Annotated in this window: 20 protein-coding genes; 8 read left to right on the forward strand and 12 right to left on the reverse strand. The window is 72.8% G+C overall.

Annotated elements, in window-relative coordinates; all coding sequences use genetic code 11:
- Window positions 1–309 precede the first annotated feature (309 nt).
- From ACFZB9_RS26715 to ACFZB9_RS26735, 5 genes are all read left to right on the forward strand, one after another.
- The gene (locus ACFZB9_RS26715; RefSeq protein ID WP_329577890.1) at window positions 310–450 is read left to right on the forward strand and encodes a hypothetical protein; all 141 of its coding nucleotides are present in this window, start codon (window positions 310–312) and stop codon (window positions 448–450) included.
- Window positions 447–1,625, forward strand: a complete 1,179-nt coding sequence (locus tag ACFZB9_RS26720) for a methyltransferase domain-containing protein (protein WP_391451220.1) — start codon at window positions 447–449, stop codon at window positions 1,623–1,625. Before ACFZB9_RS26715 ends, ACFZB9_RS26720 begins: the two co-directional genes overlap by 4 nt.
- Before the next feature lie 70 nt (window positions 1,626–1,695).
- Window positions 1,696–4,680, forward strand: a complete 2,985-nt coding sequence (locus tag ACFZB9_RS26725) for an AAA family ATPase (protein ID WP_391451221.1) — start codon at window positions 1,696–1,698, stop codon at window positions 4,678–4,680.
- A gap of 346 nt (window positions 4,681–5,026) precedes the next feature.
- Window positions 5,027–6,709, forward strand: a complete 1,683-nt coding sequence (locus ACFZB9_RS26730) for a hypothetical protein (protein ID WP_391451222.1) — start codon at window positions 5,027–5,029, stop codon at window positions 6,707–6,709.
- Between the two features lie 175 nt (window positions 6,710–6,884).
- The gene (locus tag ACFZB9_RS26735) at window positions 6,885–7,661 is read left to right on the forward strand and encodes a thioesterase II family protein (protein WP_391451224.1); all 777 of its coding nucleotides are present in this window, start codon (window positions 6,885–6,887) and stop codon (window positions 7,659–7,661) included.
- Between the two features lie 76 nt (window positions 7,662–7,737).
- Here ACFZB9_RS26735 and ACFZB9_RS26740 read toward each other — a convergent pair whose 3' ends face one another.
- From ACFZB9_RS26740 to ACFZB9_RS26780, 9 genes are all read right to left on the reverse strand, one after another.
- The gene (locus tag ACFZB9_RS26740; protein ID WP_391451226.1) at window positions 7,738–9,084 is read right to left on the reverse strand and encodes an ammonium transporter; all 1,347 of its coding nucleotides are present in this window, start codon (window positions 9,082–9,084) and stop codon (window positions 7,738–7,740) included.
- Window positions 9,081–10,451 carry an ammonium transporter gene (locus ACFZB9_RS26745; protein ID WP_391451228.1) on the reverse strand — a complete coding sequence of 457 codons (1,371 nt, stop codon included), beginning with the start codon at window positions 10,449–10,451 and terminating at the stop codon, window positions 9,081–9,083. Before ACFZB9_RS26745 ends, ACFZB9_RS26740 begins: the two co-directional genes overlap by 4 nt.
- Before the next feature lie 103 nt (window positions 10,452–10,554).
- Window positions 10,555–11,490 (reverse strand): urease accessory protein UreD, encoded by a 936-nt coding sequence (locus ACFZB9_RS26750; RefSeq protein ID WP_391451230.1) that lies wholly within the window; start codon window positions 11,488–11,490, stop codon window positions 10,555–10,557.
- Entirely contained in the window at window positions 11,487–12,107 is a 621-nt protein-coding gene (gene ureG / locus ACFZB9_RS26755) for an urease accessory protein UreG (protein ID WP_391451232.1), read from the reverse strand. The genes ACFZB9_RS26750 and ureG overlap by 4 nt, the downstream gene beginning before the upstream one ends.
- A 41-nt stretch (window positions 12,108–12,148) precedes the next feature.
- Window positions 12,149–12,856: an urease accessory protein UreF gene (locus tag ACFZB9_RS26760; RefSeq protein ID WP_391451233.1), complete on the reverse strand. Its 708-nt coding sequence runs from the start codon at window positions 12,854–12,856 to the stop codon at window positions 12,149–12,151.
- Entirely contained in the window at window positions 12,853–14,577 is a 1,725-nt protein-coding gene (ureC, locus tag ACFZB9_RS26765; RefSeq protein WP_391451235.1) for an urease subunit alpha, read from the reverse strand. Before ureC ends, ACFZB9_RS26760 begins: the two co-directional genes overlap by 4 nt.
- Complete coding sequence (locus ACFZB9_RS26770; RefSeq protein WP_391451236.1) at window positions 14,577–15,035, reverse strand: urease subunit beta; 459 nt, start codon at window positions 15,033–15,035, stop codon at window positions 14,577–14,579. The genes ureC and ACFZB9_RS26770 overlap by 1 nt, the downstream gene beginning before the upstream one ends.
- 87 nt (window positions 15,036–15,122) lie before the next feature.
- A complete protein-coding gene (locus ACFZB9_RS26775; protein WP_391451238.1) occupies window positions 15,123–15,977 on the reverse strand; it encodes a CbiX/SirB N-terminal domain-containing protein in 855 nt (284 codons plus the stop codon).
- 108 nt (window positions 15,978–16,085) lie between these two features.
- Window positions 16,086–16,391 carry an urease subunit gamma gene (locus tag ACFZB9_RS26780; RefSeq protein WP_391451240.1) on the reverse strand — a complete coding sequence of 102 codons (306 nt, stop codon included), beginning with the start codon at window positions 16,389–16,391 and terminating at the stop codon, window positions 16,086–16,088.
- Between the two features lie 525 nt (window positions 16,392–16,916).
- On the opposite strand from ACFZB9_RS26780, the gene ACFZB9_RS26785 reads away from it, so the two are divergent.
- Entirely contained in the window at window positions 16,917–18,581 is a 1,665-nt protein-coding gene (locus tag ACFZB9_RS26785; protein ID WP_391451242.1) for an APC family permease, read from the forward strand.
- A 282-nt stretch (window positions 18,582–18,863) separates the two neighbouring features.
- Window positions 18,864–20,303 carry a GuaB1 family IMP dehydrogenase-related protein gene (locus ACFZB9_RS26790; protein ID WP_391451244.1) on the forward strand — a complete coding sequence of 480 codons (1,440 nt, stop codon included), beginning with the start codon at window positions 18,864–18,866 and terminating at the stop codon, window positions 20,301–20,303.
- 83 nt (window positions 20,304–20,386) lie between these two features.
- On the opposite strand, the gene ACFZB9_RS26795 is transcribed toward ACFZB9_RS26790, so the two are convergent.
- Together ACFZB9_RS26795 and ACFZB9_RS26800 are read right to left on the reverse strand one after the other, a co-directional pair.
- Window positions 20,387–22,024 carry a cellulose binding domain-containing protein gene (locus tag ACFZB9_RS26795; protein WP_391451245.1) on the reverse strand — a complete coding sequence of 546 codons (1,638 nt, stop codon included), beginning with the start codon at window positions 22,022–22,024 and terminating at the stop codon, window positions 20,387–20,389.
- A gap of 273 nt (window positions 22,025–22,297) precedes the next feature.
- The gene (locus ACFZB9_RS26800) at window positions 22,298–22,987 is read right to left on the reverse strand and encodes a DUF5995 family protein (protein ID WP_391451247.1); all 690 of its coding nucleotides are present in this window, start codon (window positions 22,985–22,987) and stop codon (window positions 22,298–22,300) included.
- A 73-nt stretch (window positions 22,988–23,060) separates the two neighbouring features.
- On the opposite strand from ACFZB9_RS26800, the gene ACFZB9_RS26805 reads away from it, so the two are divergent.
- Complete coding sequence (locus ACFZB9_RS26805) at window positions 23,061–23,315, forward strand: hypothetical protein (RefSeq protein WP_391451249.1); 255 nt, start codon at window positions 23,061–23,063, stop codon at window positions 23,313–23,315.
- Window positions 23,316–23,436: 121 nt separating this feature from the next.
- Here ACFZB9_RS26805 and ACFZB9_RS26810 read toward each other — a convergent pair whose 3' ends face one another.
- The gene (locus ACFZB9_RS26810) at window positions 23,437–23,730 is read right to left on the reverse strand and encodes a hypothetical protein (protein WP_391451251.1); all 294 of its coding nucleotides are present in this window, start codon (window positions 23,728–23,730) and stop codon (window positions 23,437–23,439) included.
- Window positions 23,731–23,825 lie beyond the last annotated feature (95 nt).

Here is a 23,825-nt window from a genome sequence, read left to right on the forward strand (position 1 = left end):
GTTGCGATTAACGTCGCACGACGGGTTCGGGAGGAGGCCGCTGGGAAAAGGACCAAGCCCACGGGCTGGTACCTCGCCCGGCGGCCCACCTCACGTGCGACGCCGACCAACTGGTGACCGGCGACCGGCGCCTTGCCGTCCTGGTGGACGCCGCGCAAGCCAGAACACCATCCACCTTGAAGGGAGCTCACGCGTGAGTACACCTCCCCCGCCGCACCGCCCGCCGATACCCGGTCCGATGCCGCCGGACGGCAATCGCACGGCGGCCTGACCGAGTACATCGACCAGCGAGTCAAGGAGAGAGCAGATATGGGATGGGGAACCGGTAAGGGCGGAAGCTCCGGCGGCGGCAAGCACGGCGGAGACAAGGACTTCAGCAAGGACAAGCCGTCCAAGGACGGGCAGCGGCCGACGCCGGACCCGAAGCACAAGGGTGGCGCGGAGAAGTGACGCACGATCCCCAGCTTGACGAGCAGGCCGCCTCGCGCGGCCTGCTCCGCTCGGTGACGGCCGACCTCGGGCACGAGATCCCGGACGAGTGGGCCAAGGCGCTCACCGCGGTCCCCCGTCACCTCTTCATCCCCGATCGGATCTGGGTCGGCGACGACAACGAGCCGCTCATCCGCGCGGACGACCCGGCCGGCTGGCTCCGGGCCTCCTGCGCGAACGCTCCTGTGGTCACCCAGGTGAACGACGGGGCGGCCCCGGGGGAGGGTGTGGTGTGGCCGTCCTCGTCCGCGTCCATGCCGTCGGTGGTGGTGCGGATGCTCGAAGACCTCGATGTCCGCGAGGGCATGCGGGTGCTGGAGATCGGAACGGGAACGGGGTGGAACGCCGGTCTTCTCGCGCACCGTCTCGGCGATGCCAACGTGACCTCGGTCGAGGTGGATGCCCAGGTGGCTGCCACCGCCCGTACTGCGCTCGGTGCCGCCGGCCTGCGTCCCGAGGTGGTCTGCGCCGACGGCGGTGGAGGGTGGCCTCCTCGTCAGCCCTTCGATCGGATCATCAGCACGTGCGCGGTCAACCGGGTACCGACGGCCTGGCTCGCTCAGGCGCGCCCCGGCGCGGTCATCCTCACGCCGTGGGAGAACCCGTGGATCGGCTGGGGCACGCTGCGCCTAGTGGTCGGCGACGGCCGGGCCGAGGGCCGCTTCATGCCCTACGGCTCGTTCATGCTGATGCGCTCGCACCGCACGGATCTGCGGATCTTCCGCGACGTGGTGCGTGACGACCACCTGCCGGACGAGTCGACGACTGACCTGGATCCCTGGGTCGTGTCCGGATTGGACGCCGATGTCCAGTTCGCCATGGGTTCCCGGCTCGGCGATGTGTGGCACGCCCGGCAGCACGATCCGGACGTGGACGGTGTCGCGGTGCGGCTGTGGCTGGCCACCACCGACGCCTCCTCGTGGGCGGCTGTCGACTGGGACGGGGACCCGGAAGCAACGCGGTTCGCGGTGTGGCAGCACGGGCCCCGCCGGCTCTGGGACGAGACCGAAGTCGGCTATCGCTGGTGGCTCGACAACGACCGCCCCGGGCCCGGCAGGTTCGGCCTCACCCTGACCGGCGACGCTCAGCACCTCTGGTTGGACTCCCCGGCCACGGTGCTGCAGTGCTTCGGGTGACGAGCCGTCATAAATTGGACATTGCTTAAGGACTAGACCATTGCGGCGTCTCGGCGCCACACTCTTCGTCATGAACGACGTGACGGCTCTCCTGGGTCGCGAGACGACCCTGCTGCGTTGCCGGGCCGGTCTCGCGGGTGGTGGCGCGGTGCTGCTGACCGGGCCGGGCGGGATCGGGAAGTCCGCGGTGCTGGACACCCTCGCCGCCGAGGCGTCGCTGAGCGGCACGCTGGTGCTGCGCAGCGGTTCCTCGGCGCTGGAGGCCGGGTTACCGCATCTCGCGCTCTACGACCTGTTCGCCGGCCCGCTCGCCGAGCAGGACGCCCGGGCCGAGGGGCCGCGTGACGGGCTGATAGCCCCGCACCTGCGTGCCGCGCTGGACGTCGCGCTGCTGCGCGCCCCGGCCGGCGACGGCCCGCCCGGCCGACCCACCGGCCCCCACCCGGACTCCCGCGCGGACTCCCATCCGGACTCCCGCCCGGACCCTCACCTGGGCCGCCACACCGACCGGGCGGTCGACCAACTGGCCGTGCGGGTGGCTGTGCTGGAGCTGCTGCAGGCGCTGGCCGCGCAGCGTCCGGTGCTGCTGGTCCTGGACGACGCGCACTGCCTGGACGCGCAGAGCGCGCAGGTGCTGGCCTTCGCCGCCCGTCGGCTGGCCGGGCACCGGGTCCAGGTGCTGGCCGCCGAGCGGCTCGCCGACGGGGGCGAGCCGCACTGCCTCGCCCTGCTGCCGGGGCCCGCGACCGAACTCCCGCTGAACCCGCTGCCGGCCGCCGTCATCGATGAACTCCTGCGCACCCGGGGCTGCCTGACGCCGAGCGATCCGGTCACCGAGCGGATCGCCCTGGCCAGCGGCGGCAACCCCGGCTACGCCCTCGACCTCTCCCGCGCGGTGCGGCGCTCGCCGGGCCCGATCCGCGCCGACGACCCGCTGCCGGTGCCCCGCGGACTGCGCACCCCGCTGGCCGGCCGGCTGGCGGCGCTGCCGCGCGCGACGCTGGACGCCCTGCTCCAGCTGGGCGCCGCCCACCAGCCGCACCCGGCCCAGGCCGCGCCGCCCGCCTTCGGCCTGGCCGTGCCGCCCATCCTCGGACCTGCTGCCCCGCCCGCCCTCGGCCTGGTCGAGCCGGCCGCTCCCGCCCACCACCGCCCGGCCGGGGAGGCGCCCGCCCCGGCGGCGGCCGGGGCCGACCGGCAGGTGCTCGCCCCGGCGTTCGCCGTCGGCCTGCTGGTCCAGGGGCCGGGCGGCGAGCCGCGCTTCGCCCACCCGCTGCTGCGCGAGCTGGTCTACGCCGACGCCACCCCCGAGGAGCGCCGGCAGTGCCACCACCGCCTGGCCCAGCGGGCCAACGATCCGCTGGAGCGGGCCCGGCACCGCGCGCTGGCCTGCCCCGAGCCCGACCCCGGCCTGGCGGCCGAGCTCGCTGCCGCCGCCCGCATCGCGGTCGATCGCGGGGCGCCCGCGCTGGCCGCCGAGCTGTCCCGGCTGGCAGCCGAACGCACCGCCGACGAGCCGGAGTTGGCCGCCGAGCGGCTGCTCACCGCGGCCCGCCACGCGCACGACGCCGGCCAGGCCGAGGCGGCCGAGCAGGCCTGCGCCACCGTCCTGCGCACCGCCAACCGGGCGGCCCGGGTGGGCGCGCGGCTGCTCCTGGTGCAGCTCGCCGGCGGCGACCGCTCGGCGGTGCCCGCGCTGCTCGACGCGGCGCAGGCGGACGCCGGCGAGGACCCGCGGCTGCGCGCCGCCGTCCAGCTGCACCGGGCGGAGCACGCGCTCAGCACCGGGCGCTGCGACCTGGGATTGGCCGAACTCGCCGAGGCCGAGCGCCATGTGCGGCACAGCGGTGACCCGGAGCAGCAGATCGAGGTGATCGCGCTGCGCACCCCGATCGAGATGCAGCTGCGCCCCGACCGGGTGCTGCCCTCGCTGCGCCAGGCCGCCGCGCTGGCCGCCGGGCGTCCGGCCGCCGCGCTGACCGCCGCCTCGATCCAGGTCCGCTGCTGCCGGGTGGTGTGGCTGCTGCGCGCCGGGTCGGTGCCCGAGGCGCTGGCGGAGGTCGACGAGCTGCGCCGGGAGGTGGAGGGCGCGGGGCGGGTCAAGGACCTGGCCGACGTGCTGCACCTGGTGGCCTCGGTGAACGAGCGGGCCGGCCGCTGCGCCCAGGCCTACCAGGCCGGCCGGTACGGGGGGCGGCTGCGCCGGGAGCTGGGTCCCACCCCGGCCCCCGGGCTGGTGCTCAGCGCGGCCGCCGAGCTCAACGGCGGCACCGGCGAGCGCGCCACCGAGCTGGCCGCGGCCGCGGTCCGCGCCGCCGAGGCGGCCGGTGACATGGAGTGGGCCGCGTACGCGCTGGGTCTGCTGGGCCGCGCCGACCTGCTCGGCGGCCGCTTCCCGCAGGCCGCCGAGCACCTGGGCCGCTGCCGGTCGCTGCTGCGCGGGCTCGGCTACACCGATCCGGCGCTCTTCCTGGTGGACGCCGACCTGGTGGAGGCGCTCTGCGCCTCGGGCGCGGTGGCCCCGGCCTGGCGGGCGCTGGAGGAGGCCGCGGCGCAGGCCGCCCGGCTCGACCGGCAGGTGCTGCGGCTTGGACTGGCCCGGGCCCGCGCGCTGCTGACGGCGCGTGACGGCGATCCGCGCGGCGCCGCCGACGAGCTCCGCGCCGAGCTGCCGCGTTCGCACCCCTACCCGTTGGAACGCGCCCGCGCGCTGCTCACCCTCGGTGATCTGGAGCGCCGGGCGCGCCGCCGGGCGGCCGCCCGGGCGGACCTGCGGGCGGCGGCCGAGGTCTTCGCCACCGCGCGTTGCCTGCCCTGGCTGGCCCACGCCCAGGAGCGCCTGGCCCGGCTGGACGGGGCGGACGGTCCCGCGCCCGCGCTCAGCGACCTGGAGGGCCGGATCGTCGAGCTGGTGCGTGGCGGTGCCACCAACCGGCAGATCGCGGCCACCCTGCACGTCTCGGTCAAGTCCGTGGAGGGCAGCCTGACCCGGCTCTACCGAAGATTCGGGGTCCGCGACCGCACCGAACTGACGGCCCGTCGACTGGTGAGCTGACCCCTCCCGCGGGTGCCCGCACCGGCGGACAGCCATGACGACGGCCGGTCAAGGGTCCCCCCTCGCAATCGCAAGTCATGGGCAAGGGTGGCACTTTGACTTCGATTCATTGACCAGGCCAGGGGCGCGGGCTACGTTTTGCGCTCGACGCGGCATGCGCAGACCCCCCCCCACCTCTCTCACACCGCGTCGTGCCCGCCATCCTCTGCCGTCCCGGCCACCGTCCGGGCCCGGTTCGCCGTGCCCGGGTGCCGCGCCGAGGGCGCGGGATGCGCTCGCGGGCGACCCCGCCCGCCGAGCACTCGTCCGCCCCCACACCAAGGGCGATGTCCGCCAAGGAGTCCGTATGGACAAGCACCCAACGGAACGCCGATCACGATCCGCACGACTGGCACCGCTCGCCGTCCTCGGTCTGCTGGCCGCCTCGCTGTCCACGGCCTTCGCCGGCAGCGCGGCCGCCGTCCCGTCCGCCGGGTCGTTTGACGCGGTGTCCGTGACGCGCTCCTGCGCCGCGCCCACCCACCCGGGCGAGTTGGCCTGCCTGGCGCTCAAGCGCACCGACATCCACGAGCTCGCGCTCTCGCCCCAGGCGGCTCCCTCCGGCTACGGTCCGACCGACCTGGCCGGCGCCTACAGCCTGCCCACCTCGGGCGGTTCCGGCCAGACGGTCGGGATCGTGGACGCCCAGGACGACCCGAACGCCGAGTCGGACCTGGCCGCCTACCGCTCCCAGTACGGGCTGCCGGCCTGCACCACGGCGAACGGCTGCTTCAAGAAGGTCGACGAGAACGGCGGCACCAGCTACCCGACGGCCGACACCGGCTGGGCCGGTGAGATCTCGCTCGACCTCGACATGGTCAGCGCGGTCTGCCCGAACTGCCACATCGTGCTGGTCGAGGCCGCCTCGGCGAACATGAGCGACCTGGGCACCGCGGTCAACCAGGCCGTCGCGCAGGGCGCCAAGTTCGTCTCCAACAGCTATGGCGGCTCCGAGGACTCCTCCGACCTCAGCGCGGACAGCCAGTACTTCGACCACCCCGGGGTGGCGATCACCGCGAGCGCCGGTGACTCCAACTACGGTGCCGAGTACCCCGCGACCTCGCAGTACGTGACCGCGGTCGGCGGCACCGCGCTGACCAGGGCGTCCAACTCCCGTGGCTGGAGCGAGAGCGTCTGGAACACCAGCAGCACCGAGGGCACCGGCTCCGGCTGCTCGGCCTACGACCCCAAGCCGTCCTGGCAGCACGACACGGGCTGCGCGAACCGGATGGAGACTGACGTCTCCGCGGTCGCGGACCCGGCCACCGGTGTCGCGGTCTACCAGACGTACGGCGGCAGCGGTTGGGCCGTCTACGGCGGCACCAGCGCGGCCTCCCCGATCATCGCCTCGGCCTGGGCGCTGGCCGGCGCCCCGAACCCGGGCGACCGGGCCAACCAGTACCCCTACAACCACGCCAGCAGCTTCAACGACGTCACCACCGGTAACAACGGCAGCTGCTCGCCGTCCTACTTCTGCACCGCGGGCCCGGGCTACGACGGCCCGACCGGCCTCGGCACTCCGAACGGGGTCAGCGGCTTCACCGCGGGGACCACGACCACCGAGACCGTCACGGTGACCAACCCGGGCAGCCGGACGGCGACGGTGGGCAGCGCGGTCTCGCTCCAGGTCTCCGGCTCCGACTCGGCGGGCAAGGCGCTGACCTACAGTGCGACGGGTCTGCCGGCGGGGCTGTCGATCAGCTCCTCCGGTCTGATCTCGGGGACGCCGACCACGGCCGGCACCTCGAACGTGACGGTGACGGCGAACTCGGGCAGCGCCTCGGGCAGCACCGCCTTCACCTGGACCGTCGCCACCGGCGGCGGGGGTGGCTGCGCCGGGCTGGCGGCGTGGAGCGCGAGCAGCTCCTACGCGCCGGGCGACCAGGTCTCCTACAACGGCCACAAGTGGCTCTCGGCCTGGTACTCGACCGGGGCCACCCCGGGCGCGCCGGGCTCCTGGGCGGTGTGGACGGACCAGGGCGCGTGCTGACCTGATCACGGACGCGGTGGGCGATCGTAGGGGAGAGCGGTAGCCCACCGCAGGGCCGGGCCACGATGGCGGGGACCATCGTGGCCCGGACCCGTTTCACCGGGGTGGCCAGGTGGGACCAGGTGCGACGGATCGGACCTTTGCCTGCGTCCGCGATACCTGAAAGGCTCCCCTCATGTCACTGCTGCCCATGAACCCCACCAACTCCGCCGACGCCTGGGTCCGCCCGGTGGCCGCCCGCCCGCAGGCCCGCCGCCGGCTGTTCTGCTTCCATCCCGCCGGTTCGGGCGCCCTGCTGTACCGCGACTGGCCGGCCGCCATACCCGCCGATGTCGAGGTGCTCGCCGTTCAGCTGCCGGGCCGTGAGGCGCGGCTGGCCGAGCCGCACCTGACGGACTACGGGCAGGTCGTCGAGCAGCTCTTCGCGGCGATGCGGCCGTTGTTGGACCGCCCCTACGCGCTCTTCGGGCACAGCATGGGCGCGCTGATCGCCTACGGCATCGCCATGACGGCCCCGCGGGTCGGCCCGCAGGCGCCGACCCGGCTGACGGTCAGCGGCTGCCCGGGTCCGGGCTCGGCCCCCAGGAAGCCGGGCCGGGCGCGCTGGTCGGACGCGAAGCTGGTCGAGGACATGCGCGAGATGGGCGGCACCCCGGAGGAGGTGCTGCAGAACGCGGGCCTGCTGGAGCTGATCCTGCCGACGCTGCGAGCCGACTACGGGGTCTACGAGTCCTTCCGGCCCCCGGCCGGGCCGCAGCTGGCCTGCCCGGTCTCGGTCTTCGGCGGGCAGGACGACTCCGTGACGGTCGAGGAGCTGGAGCGCTGGAGGGACACCACCCGCGCCCACACCTCGGTGCGGCTCTTCCCCGGTGGCCACTTCTTCCTCATGGGGGAGTCGACCCAGGCGGTGTTCGACGCCGTCACCGCCGACCTCGCGGTGCGCCCCTCCTAGGGCTGCCGGGGGCTGCGCCGCTGCCCCGGGCCCATGGCGGGCCCGGGGCGACGACGGCCTCGGGGCGACGAGTGCGCTACTCGTCCAGCCGCTGCGGATCGGCCGCCAGCATCCGGCGCACCTGGTCGAGCAGCGCACTCGCGTCCGCCCCCGCACTCGCGTCCTCGCCCTCGGCCGCGCCCTCGCCCCGCAGCGCGTCCGCGATCTCCTTGAACTGCGCCTCCCAGTCGTTCCGGTAGACCTGCTCGTGCTCCTCGGCCGCGCTCGACTGGCGCAGCCCCACCGTCAGGTCCACCACCTTGCCGATCAGCGCGGTCATCCCGAACGAGAAGAGCCCGAGCACCAGCACCGCCACCAGCTGCTTGCCCAGCAGGTCCCAACCGCCCCCATAGCACAGGCCCTTCTTCCCGGTCATCACGCCGGTGGCCGCCAGCCCCACCATCACCATGCCGAACAGCCCGCCCCAGCCGTGGATGCCGACCACGTCCAGCGTGTCGTCCACCCCGAAGCGGTACTTCCAGCTGATCGCGAACGCGCAGGTCAGGCCGGCCAGGAAGCCGATCGCGGCGGCCCAGGCGGGCGTCACGTCGCCGGCCGCCGGCGTCATCGCGACCATGCCGGTGACCGCGCCCATGCACATGTCCAGCAGCCCGACCTGCCGGGTGCGCCAGTAGCCGGTCACCGCCCAGCCCGCCATCGCGGCCCCCGCGGCCAGCTGGGTGTTGACGAAGCCCATCGCCGCGGCCCCCGGCACACCGAGCGAGGAGCCGGTGTTGAAGCCGAACCAGCCGAACCAGAGCAGCGCCAGGCCGATCACCACCAGCGGCAGGTTGTGCGGGCGGATCGGCCGGCGCTCGAAGTCCGCGCGCCGCCCGGCGACCACCGCCAGTGCGAGCCCGGCCGCGCCGGAGCTGAGTTCGACCACCGTGCCGCCGGAGAAGTCGACCGCGCCGACCTGTCGGGCGACCCAGCCGTCCGGCGCGAAGACCCAGTGCGCCATCGGGACGTAGACCAGCAGGGTCCAGGCGCAGACGAAGACCAGCCAGCCGCGCATGGTGGCGCGCCCGGCCACCGAGCCGCTGATCAGGGCGACGGTCACGATGGCGAAGGACATGTGGAAGACCGAGAAGGTCACGGTGGGGGTGTCGCCGGTGCGCGAGTCGAGCCCGACGCCGGTCATGAAGACGTGGTCGAGCCCGCCGATCAGCCCGTGCCCGCCCACGTCGGTGCCGAAGGCGAGCGAGTAGCCGACGGTGAACCAGATGACGCTCACCAGCACCACGCAGCCGAAGCACATCTTGAGCATCGCGATGACCTGGCCGGTGCGCACCATGCCGCCGTAGAAGAAGGCCAGGCCGGGCGCCATCAGCAGCACCATGGCGGCGGCCATCATCAGCCAGGCGCTGTCCCCGCTGTTCGTCACTTCTCCTGCTCCCGTCGGGTCAGCACCGCGCGCAGCTCGGCCAGCAGCGCCGCGTCCGCCGCGTGCGCCTGCGCCCCGGTGTCCTCGGCACCCACCGGCACGGCCACCCGGGCGGCGAGCAGGCGCTGGCGGATCTCGACGATCGTCTCGTCGTCGTAGGCCTGTTCCTCCTCCGCGCCGGGCACGTGCTCGTACTCCTCGGCGGCCCGGAAGCCGACCGTCTTCTCCACCGCCTGGGCGATCAGCCAGGTCATCCCGAAGGAGAAGGCCGCGCAGGCCAGCACGGCGACCGCCTGGCGCCACAGCAGATCGAGGCCGCCGCCGTAGAACAGGCCCTTGCGGCCGCTCATCTGGGCGGTGGCGAACAGGCCGATGGCCAGGGTGCCCACGATGCCGCCCCAGCCGTGCACGCCCACCACGTCGAGCGTGTCGTCGTAGCGCATCTTGTACTTGAGGTTGATCGCGAACGCGCAGACCACCCCGGCCACGAAGCCGATCACCAGCGCGCCCACCGGCGAGACCTCGCCGCAGGCCGGGGTGATGGCGACCATGCCGGCCACCGCCGCCGAGGCCACGCCCAGCATCTCGACGTGCCCGAGCCGCCACTTCTCGATCAGCGGCCACCCCACCATCGCGCCGCAGGCGGCCAGTTGGGTGTTGAGGAAGGCCATCGGCGCGTTGTGCACGTCCTGCAGCGCGGAGCCGGCGTTGAAGCCGAACCAGCCGAACCAGAGCAGCGCCAGGCCGACCACCACCAGCGGCAGGTTGTGCGGGCGGATCGGCTCGCGCTCGAAGTCCCTGCGCTTGCGTACCACGATCGCCACCGCCAGCCCGGCCGCACCGGAGTTGATCTCCACCGGCAGACCGCCGGCGAAGTCCAGCGCGCCCAGGTGCCGGGTGACCCAGCCGTCGGGTGCGAAGACCCAGTGCGCCATGGGCACGTAGACGAAGAGCGTCCAGGCGACGACGAACCAGAGCCAGCCGCGCATGGTGGCGCGCCCCGCGATCGAGCCGCTGATCAGCGCCACGGTGATGATGGCGAAGGCCATCTGGAAGCAGGAGAAGATCACGGTGGGGATGGAGCCGGTGCGGCTGTCCAGGCCGACGTCGTGCATCATCCAGTGGGCCGGGGAGCCGATCAGGCCGAGGCCGCCGACGTCCTTTCCGAACGTCAGGCTGTAGCCGATCGCCAGCCAGAGCAGGGTGACCAGGGCCAGGCAGACGAAGCTCATCTTGAGCATCACCAGCACGTGTTTGGTCTTGACCATGCCGCCGTAGAAGAAGGCCAGGCCGGGCGTCATCAGCAGCACCATCGCGGTACTGGCCATCAGCCAGGCGGTGTTGCCGGTATCGAGGGTGGTAGGCATCCGAGGATCCTCCGGTTTCGGTCGCGGGCGGTTCGGGTCGCCGCGCCTGTCCCTCGCGGTGACGGTTCGTCAGTTCGTCGGCCCGGGAGGGCGGCGGTGTGCGTCAGGACTTGCGCACGGCCGGGGCCGGCACGCCGATCAGCAGTCGGCGCACGGCGTCCCAGGCGGCGTGCAGGGCCGCGCCGACGGTGGGGGAGTCGCCGCCCAGCAGTCGGACCCAGGCCCCGGCCTCCTGCGGCAGCACGCTGACCCCGTACAGCAGGCCACGGCCGGCCAGCGCCTGGTGCAGGACGTCGGCGACCTCGGCGGCGGGTGCCAGCGGAGTGACGGCGTAGAGGGTGGCGACCAGATCGTGCCCGCCCAGCACCGCGGGGCCGCCGACTCCGCAGGCGGCGGCAGCGGGCTCCAGCCGCACGGTGTCCAGCGCGAAGAGCCGCCCGTCGGGCCGGCGCCACTCCAGGTCGGCGGCGAACACCCGGTAGGCGTTGCGTTCCCCGCGCGCCAGCCGGCCCGCCAGGACGGTCTCCCAGGCCAGTACCGTGGCTGAGGGGTCGGCGCTGATCACGGTGCGCTGGTAGAACCGGGAGTCCCGGAACGGGATGACCGGCTCGGGCAGGTACTCGACGTAGGCCCGCTCGCCGGCGGTCAGGAAGACCTGCTGGGTGGCGTAGTCGGTGGTCATCGAGTGGATCCGGGTGGCCGCCTGGGTGCTGAGATGGACGGCGGTGCCGGCGCCGCACCGCAGGTCCAGACGGAGCCGGTCGGCCTGCACGATGCCGCCGCCGGTGGACATCAGATAGGTGATCGCGAGGTCCGGGCGGGCCGGGTCGAAGTACAGCGGCCGCATGATCTGCAGCGGCGACTTCTGGTAGTGGCCGACCAACTCGGTGCGTCCGCCGACCTGTTCGAAGTCCAGCTCCAGCAGGCCGACCTTGCCGGGGGCGCCGACGCCGAGCGTCGCCGGCCGGCCCGCGTGCCGCCGCACCTCGGCGGGGACCCGGGCCGGCTCGTAGTGCGCGGGCGCCAGCCGGGTGCTCACGCGGGCACCGGGCGGAAGGACTCCAGGAGCTCGGCGACGCGGGCGAGGCCGTCACCGGTCAGGCTGTTGGTGAGCACCACCGGGCGCCCCTCGCGGACCCGGTGCGCGTCGGCGGTCATCATCGCCAGGTCGCAGCGGACGTACGGGGCGATGTCGACCTTGTTGATCACCAGGACGTCCGAGTCGGTGATGCCGGGACCGCGCTTGCGGGGCATCTTGTCGCCCTCCGCCGTGTCGAGCACGAAGAAGAACATGTCGACCAGCGCCGGGCTGAAGGTGAGCGTCAGATTGTCGCCGCCCGACTCGTAGAGCAGGGTGTCGATGTCCGGGTAGCGCTCCAGGAGTTCGGCCCCGGCCGCCAGGTTCATCGTCGGGTCGTCCCGGACGGCGGTGTGCGGGCAGGCGCCGGTCTCCACGCCCACCACCCGCCCCGGGTCGAGCACCCCGGCCAGGCTGCGGCGCACGTGCTGGGCGTCCTCCTGGGTGTAGATGTCGTTGGTGACCACCGCGGGCCGTCGGCCCCGGGCGATCAGCACCGGGACCAGCGCCTCGATCAGCGCCGTCTTCCCGGAGCCGACCGGCCCGGCGACCCCCACCCGCAGCACCTCGTCCGCCATGTCCTGTCCTCTTCCTGCTCGATGAGACTTCTGGTGGCGTGTCATGTGGCGAACAGCCGTGCCTCGGCCCGCTCGTGGCGCCCGGACATGGCGTCGGCCAGCGGGACGAAGCCGCCGAGGTCGGCCAGTTCCCGCCGGACGGCCGCCGCGGTGACCTCCGTGATCACCGGCGCCGCGGCGCGCAGCGTCGACTGGGCGCGGCGGTGGTCGGTCAGCCGCAGGCGCAGCGCCGCGCCGGTGAAGCTGACGGCGAAGGCGAACAGGTCGCTGGCCACCGCCTGGTCGAGGGCCACCCCGCCGGCCGCGTAGGCGACCCCGGCGGCCACCGGCTGGCAGCCGGGCGCGACCCGGGCCGTCACCAGCTCGGCGTACCGGTCCAGCAGCGGGCTCTCCAGGGCGAGTTGGGCGGTGTCCAGCAGCTGCCGCCCGGTGCGCACGCAGGCCTGGCGCAGCTCGCGGTTGAGCTTGCTCGCGAGCAGCCGCTGGTCCACCTCGGCCACCGCGTCGAAGTCACCGGTCGTGGCCGCCCGGTGGGCCAGCGCCAGCGCGGTGGCATCGGCCGGGCCGACCGAGTGCCGCAGCAGGTCGGCCAGCAGCTCCGGCATGCTGTGCTGGTCCACCCGCTTGGCCTGCAGATAGCCCTCCAGGCCGTGCGAGAGGGTGTAACGGCCGCTGGGGAAGGCCGAGTCGGTCAGCTGGAGGCCGGCCAGCAGGGCCGTCAGCGGGCTCGGCGCGGGCGCGGCGCTCACGCGAGGTAGAAGAGCTGGTTGAGCGGCAGGGCCTCGGCCGGCGCGATGGTGGCCGGTACCCCGTCCAGGGTGACCTGGTAGGTGTCCGGGTCCACCACGATCCGTGGCGTGGCACTGTTGCGCACCATGTGCTGCTTGCCCACCGTGCGGCAGTGCCGAACCGGCAACACCCGGCTCTCCAGGCCGAGTTCACCCGGCACGCCGAGGTCGATCGCCGCCTGCGACATGAAGGAGACCCGGGTCGCCTGCCGGGCTCGCCCGTACGCCCCGTACATCGGCCGGTAGTAGATCGGCTGGGTGGTGGGCAGGGAGGCGTTCGGATCGCCCATCAGCGCCCAGTTGATCAGGCCGCCCTTGATCACCAGCTTGGGCTTGGCGGCGAAGGAGTTGATCGGCCACAGCACGATGTCGGCCAGCTTGCCCGGCTCCAGCGAGCCGATGTGCTCGGCGGTGCCCGAGGCGATGGCCGGGTTGATGGTCAGCTTGGCCAGGTAGCGCAGCACCCGGGCGTTGTCGTGGCGTTCGCTGTCCTCGGCCAGCTTGCCGCGCTGGTCCTTGCAGTGGTGCGCGGTCTGGAACGCCCGGGCGAAGGACTCGCCGATGCGGCCCATCGCCTGCGAGTCCGAGGAGAAGATGGAGATCACCCCCTCGTCGTGCAGCACCGTCTCGGCGGCCACCGTCTCGCTGCGCACCCGTGAGTCGGCGAACGAGACGTCCTCGGGGATGTCGTGGCTCAGGTGGTGGCAGACCATCACCATGTCGAGCAGCTCGTCGATCGAGTTGACGGTGTAGGGCAGCGTCGGATTGGTCGAGGAGGGAAGGACGTTGGGCTCGCCGGCGATCCGCATGATGTCCGGGGCGTGGCCGCCGCCGGCGCCCTCGGTGTGGAAGGTGTGGATGGTGCGGCCGTCGATCGCGGACAGGGTGTCCTCGAAGAAGCCGGACTCGTTGAGGGTGTCGGTGTGGATCGCCACCTGCACGTCGTACTCGTCGGCCACCGACAGCGCGGTGTCGATCGCGGCGGGCGTGGTGCCCCAGTCCTCGTGCACCTTCAGCCCGCAGACGCCCGCCTCGACCTGCTCGCGCAGCGCCTGGGGGAGCGCGGCGTTGCCCTTGCCCAGCAGGCCGACGTTGACCGGCAGGTCCTCCACCGCCTGGTACATCCGCCCGATGTTCCACGGACCCGGGGTGCAGGTGGTCCCGTTCGTGCCGTCCGAGGGGCCGGTGCCGCCGCCGATCAGGGTGGTGATGCCGTTGCTGAGCGCCTCCCGCACCTGCTGCGGGGCGATGAAGTGGATGTGGGTGTCGATGCCGCCCGCGGTGGCGATCAGGTGCTCGCCCGAGATCACCTCGGTCCCCGGGCCGATCACCAGCTTGGGGTGCACGCCGCTCTGCAGCCGGGGGTTGCCCGCCTTGCCGACGGCGGCGATGAAGCCGTCCTTGACCCCGAGGTCGCCCTTGACCACGCCGAGCACCGGGTCCAGCACCACCACGTTGGTGATCACCAGGTCGAGCGCGCCCTGCAGGTTGGTGGCGGCGGGGTCCTGCGCCATGCCGTCCCGGATGCCCTTGCCGCCGCCGTAGACGGCCTCGTCGCCGTAGTGGCCCTGGTTGAAGTCCTGCTCGACCTCGACCACCAGGTTGGTGTCCGCCAGCTGGAAGCGGTCGCCGACGGTGGGGCCGAAGAGGTCGGTGTACTGCTTGCGGGGGATCAGCGCCATCAGGACGCGCCCCCGGCCTGCTCGCGCCCAGCCTGCTCGCCCGGGCCGGACGTGCTCGGGCCGGACGTGCCCGGCCCGGACTCGCGCCGGGCGCCCAGGAAGCCGCGCGCCACGGCGCGCTCCAGCGCCCTGGCCCGGGTGTCGGCCGAGCCGAGGCCGCCGTCGACCAGGCCGCTGAAGCCGACCAGGCGCCGGTGGCCGGCGTAGGCGGTCAGCTCGACCTCACGGGTGTCGCCGGGCTCGAACCGCACGGCGGTGCCGGCCGGCAGGTCCAGGTGCATGCCGTAGGCCCGGTTGCGGTCGAAGTCCAGCGCCCGGTTCACCTCGAAGAAGTGGTAGTGCGACCCGACCTGCACCGCGCGGTCGCCGGTGTTGCTGACCGTCAGCCTGGCCTTCGGGCGGCCGGCGTTCAGCTCGACCGGATCGTCTCCGTACAGGTACCGGGCACTGCCTGACATCGGGTCATCTCTCTTCGGACGTGGGGGTGTGGGGGTGTGGGGGAGGCGCGGCTGGGCGTGGTGGGGTTCGGGGAGGCGTGACGCCGGTCAATGGCAGTGCTGCGGCAGGGAGTTGTGCGAGTGCGGGAAGCCGTGCCCGTGCTCGGCGTCGAGCCCGGCGGCGATGCCGTCGACGCCCTGCCCAAGGCGCCGCACCGCGGCGGCCACCCGGGCACGCAGCACGCCCGCGACGGCCCGTCCGCCGAGCAGCGGTCCGCCGTCCTCGCCACCGGGTACCACCGGCGCGGCCCCGAAGGCGGCCGGCACCAGGACGACCCGTCGCGCGCCGAGCAGGCGGCAGCGCTCGACGCCCTCGGCCACGCTCGGATCCCCGTTCTCGAAGGCGACCTCGACCCAGCGGTGGGTGCGGTACTGCCGCACCAGGCGGGCGATCCGGAACAGCTCCGCGTCCTCGAACGGCCCGGCCGCCGGTGCGGTCAGCAGGATCGCGGTGGGCTCGGCCGCCGTCCCGTCACCCACTGCCCCTTCGCCCACCGTCCCGCCGCCCGCTGCCGTCTGCGGCGCCGCCGGGAGCTCCAGCGCGCGGCCGGTGCCGCCGCGCAGCCAGCCGATCAGGTGCTCGGTGCCGCCGAACGGTTCGGCGAGCACGAGCCGGCCGCTGTTCGCGGGGCCGGAGAGCCAGCGCAGCGTCCTCGCGGTGTCGGCGATCAGCCGCGGGTCGCGGCCCAGGCTCATCGGCACCACGCAGACCGGATGATCGGACTCCGCCAGGGCCGCCGCGACCGCGCCCGCCAGCGCGCGTCCCGGGCCGACCGCGCGCCACTCGGGCCGGCTCTCGACCAGTGGCCGCAACCGCTGGGCCCCGCCGCTCTCGTGCCCGCCGACCAGCACCAGGGTGGCCGCGCTCTCGCCGCGGGCCGCGGTCGCCGCTGCTCCGGCCACCGTTGCTCGGGTCGCCGTTGCTCGGGTCGCCGCTGCTCCGGCCACCGCTCTCGCGGCCGCTCTGGCCGCCGTGCCGTCCGGTGCCGCAGTTCCAGCCGTCGGCACGGCTCAGGCCCCGACCGGGTCGTGGCAGGAGACGAGCTTGGTGCCGTCCACGAATGCCGCCTCGATCTGCAGCAGCGGCAGCATCTCCCGGACCCCGAGCATGACCTCGTCGGTGGTGACGATCTTCTTCCCGATCTCCATGCACTCGGCCACCGTGTGACCGTCCCGGGCCGACTCCAGGATCGCCTCGCTGATCAGCGCCACGGCCTCGCTGTAGTTCAGCTTGACGCCACGGTCGCGGCGTCGGCGCGCCAGCTCGGCCACCACGTAGACGTAGAGCTTGTCGATCTCCCGCGGTGCGAGATTCAACGGAGTACTCCTTCGGATGCGGGGGTGGTGGGCCGGACGGCGGCGTGGCCGGTACACGGTCAGCGGCTATCGATTCCACATTGTGGAAGAAAAGTTCCGGATGGGAGAAACGTAGAGCGGACACCCAGCGCCGTCAACATCCTGTTGAAAGGCTTGGCCATCTTTTGAGAGGTTTGGCCATCTCTTGGGGATCGGCGAGCGGTGCGGCACGGTGATCGGCATTCGCCCAGGTGGGGCCCCTGTACGCGGTTCGGCCGGGTGAACGAAAAACGGACACGAGATGACAACGATCGGACGATTTGAGCTTCATCTGAGGCTTACGTCCGCTTTCGTCGCCTAACTTGGGCCAGATTGCCCGGCCCAGGCCGCGCTGTTCGCAGACCCTGCAACCCGCAGCGGCTGCGACCCGCGGACTCCGCCGCCGGCGGCCCCTGCCTCGTGCGGACCGTCGCGCCCCGCGGACCCTGAGCCACCAAGCACAGGGCCCAACCCGGGGCGCCTGGGGACAAGACGGAGGACGATACGTTGAGCGCGCCCGAGTCGGGGACTGCGTCCCAGCATTACCGCCGCACGCTCGGCACGATCAGCCTCACGGCCGTGGGCCTCGGCTCGATCATCGGCTCGGGCTGGCTGTTCGGCGCCGAGCGCGCGGCCCGCCTGGCCGGCCCGGCCGCGATCATCGCCTGGGTGATCGGCGCCGCAGTGGCCCTCACCATCGCCCTGACCTACACCGAGCTCGGCTCGATGTTCCCCAAGGCCGGCGGCATGGTGCGGTACGGCCAGTACTCGCACGGCTCCCTGACTGGCTACCTCGCCGCCTGGGCCAACTGGATCGCCATCGTCTCGGTGATCCCCGGCGAGGCCACCGCCTCCGTGCAGTACATGAGCTCCTGGCACTTCAGCTGGGCACACCACCTGTACAACGGCAAGGAGCTGACCGGCACCGGTGTGGCCCTGGCGAGCGTGTTGTTGATCGGGTACTTCCTGCTCAACTGGTTCGCCATCACGCTCTTCGCCAAGACCAACACCGCGATCACCGTCTTCAAGGTGATCGTGCCGACGCTGACCGCGGGCAGCCTGCTGCTGGCGCACTTCGACACCCACAACCTCCAGGACCACGGGGGCTTCACCCCCAACGGCTGGAGCTCGGTGTTCACCGCGGTCGCGCTCTCCGGCATCGTCTGGGCCTACAACGGCTTCCAGTCCCCGCTGAACCTGGCGGGCGAGGCCCGCAACCCGGGCAAGTCGCTGCCCAAGGCCGTGATCAGCTCGATCCTGATCGCGCTGGTGATCTACATCGCGCTGCAGTGCGCCTTCCTGCTCGCGGTGCCGTCGCACGACCTGGCGAACGGCTGGGGCGGTCTGAACTACGACTCCCCGCTCGCCAACCTGTCGATGGCCTGGGGCCTGAACTGGCTGGCCATGCTGCTCTACGCGGACGCCTTCATCTCGCCCACCGGTACCGGCATGATCTACGCCGCCACCACCTCGCGGATGATCCAGGGCGTGCAGGAGAACGGGCAGCTGCCCTCGATCTTCGGCCGGGTCGACCCCAAGACCGGCATCCCGCGCCCGGCGCTGCTGCTCAACCTCTTCATCGCCTTCCTCTTCCTCGCGGTCTTCCGTGGCTGGGGTTCGCTGGCCGAGATCGTCTCGGTCGCCACGGTGATCTCCTACATCACCGGCCCGGTGGCCGTGATGGCGCTGCGCCGGCTGGCCCCGGACCTGAACCGCCCGGTCAAGCTCCGGGCGATGCCGGTGATCGCGCCGGTCGCCATGGTCTTCGGCTCGCTGGTGCTCTACTGGGCCCGCTGGCCGCTGACCGGCAAGGTGATCTTCCTGATGGCCGCCGGCCTGCCGATCTGGGCCTGGTACGAGCTGCGCAAGCCGTGGGCCGAGATCAAGCCGCACCTGAAGGCCGGCGTCTGGGTGATCGGCTACCTGCTGGTGATGGCCGGCATCTCGTGGGCCGGGTCCAAGGACTACGGCGGCCACGGCTACCTGCCCGAGGGCTGGGACCTGCTGGTGGTCGCCCTGATCGGCCTGGCCTTCTACGCCTTCGGTGTGCGCAGCGCCTGGGCGAACCCGTCGCTGGCGCAGATCCGCGAGGAGCTGGCGCAGGCCGAGGCGCAGAGCGCGGCGGCCGACGGCCTGCCGGGCACCGAGGAGCCCGCCAAGGCGAGCGCCTGACCGACTGGAACACCACCGAAGCCGGCTGACGGAACTCCCGTCAGCCGGCTTCCGGCGTTCCCGCGGCCGTGGCAAGCCCCCTGGCCTTGGAGCTTCCTCCAAGGCCATCCGCCGCTCTGCTGATCTCCGTTGTGTGGATCTTCAAGGATCGCGTGTGAACTGGCTTTCGAGCGGGGTATGAGTCAGGATCGACGGTTGGGTGCGGGGCGCCCGAGTGCGCCCTGCGGCCGAGCCGCATCCGCACCTGAGGTGTACTTTTCTCCCAGCCAGAGAGCCCCATTCATGCGCTTCCTGAACGACCTCAAGCCCGCGTACGACCTGACGTACGACGACGTCTTCATGGTCCCCAGCCGTTCCGCCGTGGGCTCCCGGCAGGGTGTCGACCTCTCCTCCAACGACGGCACCGGGACCACGATCCCGCTGGTGGTCGCCAACATGACGGCGATCGCCGGCCGCCGGATGGCGGAGACCGTGGCCCGCCGCGGCGGCCTGGTGGCCATCCCGCAGGACATCCCGACCGAGGTCATCGCCGACGTGATCGGCTGGGTCAAGCAGCGCCACCTGGTCTTCGACACGCCGCTCACGCTCGCGCCCGGCGCCACCGTCGCCGACGCGCTGGCACTGCTGCCCAAGCGCGCCCACGGCGGCCTGGTCGTGGTCGAGGACGGCAGGCCGGTCGGCGTGGTCACCGAGGGCGACTGCCAGGGGGTGGACCGCTTCACCAGCCTCGCCCAGGTGATGTCCCGCGACCTGCTGCTGCTGGACGCGGACATCGACCCGCGCGCCGCCTTCGAGAAGCTCAACGAGGGCCACCGCAAGCTGGCCCCGGTCATCGATGCCGACGGCAAGCTGGTCGGCATCCTGACCCGCAAGGGCGCGCTGCGCGCCACCCTCTACACCCCGGCGGTCGACGCCAACGGCAAGCTGCGGATCGCGGCCACCGTCGGCATCAACGGCGACGTGGCCGGCAAGGCCAAGGCGCTGATCGACGCCGGGGCGGACGTACTGGTGGTCGACACCGCGCACGGTCACCAGGAGTCGATGATCAGCGCGCTGCGCGCGGTGCGCGGGCTGGACCCGCAGATCCCGATCGTGGCGGGCAACGTGGTCTCCGCCGCCGGTGTGCGCGACCTCGTCGAGGCGGGTGCGGACATCCTGAAGGTCGGCGTCGGCCCCGGCGCCATGTGCACCACCCGGATGATGACCGGCGTGGGCCGCCCGCAGTTCTCCGCCGTGCTGGAGTGCGCCGCCGAGGCGCGCCGGCTGGGCAAGCACGTCTGGGCGGACGGCGGCGTGCGCCACCCGCGCGACGTCGCGATGGCGCTGGCCGCCGGCGCCTCCAACGTGATGATCGGCTCCTGGTTCGCCGGTACCTACGAGTCGCCCGGCGACCTGCAGACCACCGCCGACGGCCGCCAGTACAAGGAGAGCTTCGGCATGGCCTCGGCCCGCGCGGTGCTCAACCGCACGGCCGAGGAGTCCGGTTACGACCGGTCCCGCAAGGCGCTCTTCGAGGAGGGCATCTCCACCTCGCGGATGTTCCTCGACCCGGCCCGCCCGGGCGTCGAGGACCTGATCGACTCGGTGATCGCGGGCGTCCGCAGCTCCTGCACCTACGCCGGTGCCGCCAGCCTGGAGGAGTTCCACGAGAAGGCGATCGTCGGCGTGCAGAGCGCGGCCGGCTACGCCGAGGGCAAGCCGCTGCACTCCAGCTGGGCCTGATCGCTCCTGATCGCCTGACCCGCATGACCGAGCCCCCGACCCTGTGAAGGCGGGCTCGGTCATGCCCGCGCAGTCCGGGGCGGTCAGCCCTGGTAGGTGGCCCAGAGCTTGGAGAACTGGTACGGCGTCTGCTGGATGTTGGTGCACTTGAACAGGCTGCCCGTGCAGGCGTTGCCGTCCCGGGTGACCTCCCAGAAGGACAGCTCCCCCAGGTGGTTCTGCTGCGCGAAGGTGAGCAGCTGCTGGGCGTCGTTCAGGCCGAACACCTCGTCCGCGTTGTCGTTCTGGCCCAGCATCGGGGTGACCCCGACCATGGCCCAGGTCTGCGCGGTGGTCAGGTTCGGCCAGACCTGGGCGATCTGGGCCCGGGTGGACTGCGCCGCCTGGATCGCGTAGGCGCCCATCTGGCCGGACGGGTTGGGCGCCTCGGTGTCGCCGAAGTCCATCGCCATCACGTTGACCGCGTCCACATTGACGCCCGCGGCCTTGGCGGACTGCAGGATGTAGACGCCGTCGGCGGTCAGCCCGCTGGGCAGCACCGGCAGGGTCAGGGTGACCTTGAGGTCGCGGCCCTTGGCCCGCTGGGCGGCCTGCACGGCGGCGATCGCGGCCGAGCGCCGGTCCACCGAGGCGTGGTCGGAGACCGCGGAGCCCTCGATGTCGAAGTCGATCCGGTCCAGCCCGTAGGCGTCCACCGTCTTCTGGTACTGGGCGGTCAGGCTCGGCACGTCGGTGCAGGACTGGGCCAGTTCGGTGCCGTTGGCACCGCCGAAGGACGGGCGCACGTCGCCGCCGGCCGCCCGCACCGCGTCGAAGTCGGCCTTGTCCCAGCCGCTGCCCGGGTCGTAGGCGTTGAACCAGCTGGCCGTGCAGGGCGTGGTGCCGTTCACGATGAAGCCCAGCGAGAACTGCTTGAGGCCGGTGGTCTGGGCGATCTGCGCCAGGTTGGGGGTCGGGTAGGCGCCCAGGTCGACGAAGGGGGCGGCCACGCCGGGGGAGGTGCCGCTGCCCGCGACCCCGGTCACCGGGGCGGACTGCGCGGACTCGTTGCCGAGCGCGTCGAAGGCGGTGACGGTGAAGGCGTGGCTGCTGCCCGCCAGCAGGCCGTTGACCGTGACCTTGGTCGCCGTGGTGGTGGAGGCGACCACCGAGGAGCCCTCGTAGACGTTGTAGCCGGCCACGCCGGACGGGTCGGTGGAGGCGTTCCAGGAGAGCGAGATCGCGTCCGGGCCGGTGCCGGAGACCGCCACCGCGGTGGGGACGGTGGGCGGGGTGTTGGTGACCGGGACACCGGCACACGGCTGGTTGTTGATCAGACAGTTGGCCGGCGACACCTGGGTGCCGGTGGTGGCGATGTCCATCCCGACGGCCGGGGCGCTCGCCCCCGGGGCCAGCGGTGCGGCCCAGCTCGGCGAGGTGACCGTGTAGTGGGTGCCGGTGCTGGTCGCGCTGCTGGTCAGGGTGCCGTTCCAGGCGCTGCTGACGGTCTCGCCGGTGGGCAGGTCAAAGGTGAGCGACCAGGAGTTGACGGTTGCTCTGGTGTCATTGGTGACCGTGTAGTCGGCCTCGAAACCGCTCTGCCAGGTCTGTGGCTGGGTCAGGGTGGCGACCAGCCCGGTGATCCCGCTGGCGGCCTGTGCACCCATGGGGAGCGAGAGCGGCAGAACGACGCCGGTCAGCAGCGTGATGGCTACCAGGGTGGGCAGGGTGACGCGCCTCATGGGCGGGTCCTCCTTGGCGTGGGGCGGCGCACGGAGCATGCCGCCAGGACAGTGGGGGAGTGCCGCGGCACCCCCACATTGGTAGAGACCAATGCAGCACGTCAAGAGAGGTGGGGCGAAGCGCTCATGATTTAAGGTCAGCTTGCGCTTCGGCCCCGGCCACGCCCTGTCCCGCCCGCTGTCCCGGCCCTTGTCCGACCCTGAGCAGGCCCTGGACGGCCGGCGGTCGGACCCTGGTCGGCCCGGTGCGAGACCCTTGCCGACCCCTGGTCGTCAGCCCCCGACCGGGGTGAGCAGAGCGCGGCTGACCATGCCCACCGAGTCGTCCAGGGCGGCGACCAGGGCCCGGTAGGCGAGCGGTGCGTGGCGCAGCCCGCGCAGCGCCAGCACGGTGGCCCAGGCCGCCGAGCGGGCCCGGTCGATGCTCCAGACCCCGAGCACGTGCAGCAGCGGTTCGGTGAGCCCGAGCGGATCGGGCTCCGGCAGCAGCTCCGCCCGGACCTGGGCCTCCACCTGGGCCAGCAGGTCGTTGATCCGGTGGTAGTCGGCCTCGAAGGAGACCGGATCGCGGCCGAGCCGCGCGGCGGTGTCCATGACGGCGAGCGGCAGGTCGTGCTCGATATGGGTGTTCATCCCCGACAGTGCGGCCTGCAGCGGATGCACCCCGGGCGACCGGCGCAGCTCGAAGAGCGGGCGCCAGCAGGCCGGCGGGCGCCGCCCGGCCGCATCCGCGTCGACGGCGGCCAGGTACCGCCCGGCGAAGAGCGCGTCCAGCGTCGCCAGCGCGGCGGGGTCGGCGAAGTAACCGTCACCGAGTCTGGCGTCGACCAACTCGGTGACGGTCAGGTACATCCGGTGGAAGACGCCGACCCCATCGCCCGGCGGGAAGCCGGGCGCGAGCCCACGCATCCGTGCGATGACCTGATCAACCGTCAGGATCGATCCCTGGAGCAGCTCTGTCACGACGTCACCTCCGGCCTCCGGGTGGGGAGTCCAGCCTGTCAAATCGAGCGGGTGTGCGGGATCGGCTGGACGGGTGATTCCGCCGCCCGCCCGGCTCACCGCCCGCCCGGGTGGCGAACTCACAGCCCCGGCGTCCGCGTCATCCAGGGATCGGCGGTCCCTGCATCCGGTGGTCGGGACGCTCGAACTGGACTGCGAGGTGCTGGCGGGTTCGGGCGAGCGGCAGCTGCTGGTGGTCTACACGGCCCGCCCCGGCAGCGACACGGCCGGGCGACTGGAGCTGCTGCGGGTGGTCGGCCGGCAGCAGTTGACCGGGCAGCTGAGCTGACTGACCGTCAGGACGAGCCGCGGCTCGGCTCCGTGCGATGGCCACAGCTGATCAGATGATCGCCGCCCCTGCCGACCAGTGCCCGGGCCGACCAGAGCCGACCCGATCAGAGCCGACCCGGTCAGAGCCGGGCCAGCACTCCGGCCGACCCGTCGTCGCCGTCCTCGTCACTCCCACCACGGGGCCCTCGGTCGCCGCGTGCGCGCAGCGTCTCCAAGTCGTCGAGACCGGCGCCCGCGGAGGTGGCCAGCTCGGCCGAGGTCTGCGCGCCTTCGGTGGCGCCGGCGGGGCCGTCGATGCGCAGCGAGCCGTCGCGGTTCTGCGTGACGGTGTAGCCGAGCGTCTGCAGGATCGCCCCGACGGCCTGGTGCAGGTGGGCCCGGGCGGTGCGGTGCAGTACGAGCGCCCGGCCCACGTGTCGGGAGGTTCGTCCGGACGGGGGAGGGGCAGGCGCGGCAGGGTTGACGGTCGCCAGGTCCCGACCGCGAGGCCCCGCGCGCATTCCCGGCG

This window comes from Kitasatospora sp. NPDC008050 (assembly GCF_042957465.1).
Taxonomy (GTDB): domain Bacteria; phylum Actinomycetota; class Actinomycetes; order Streptomycetales; family Streptomycetaceae; genus Kitasatospora.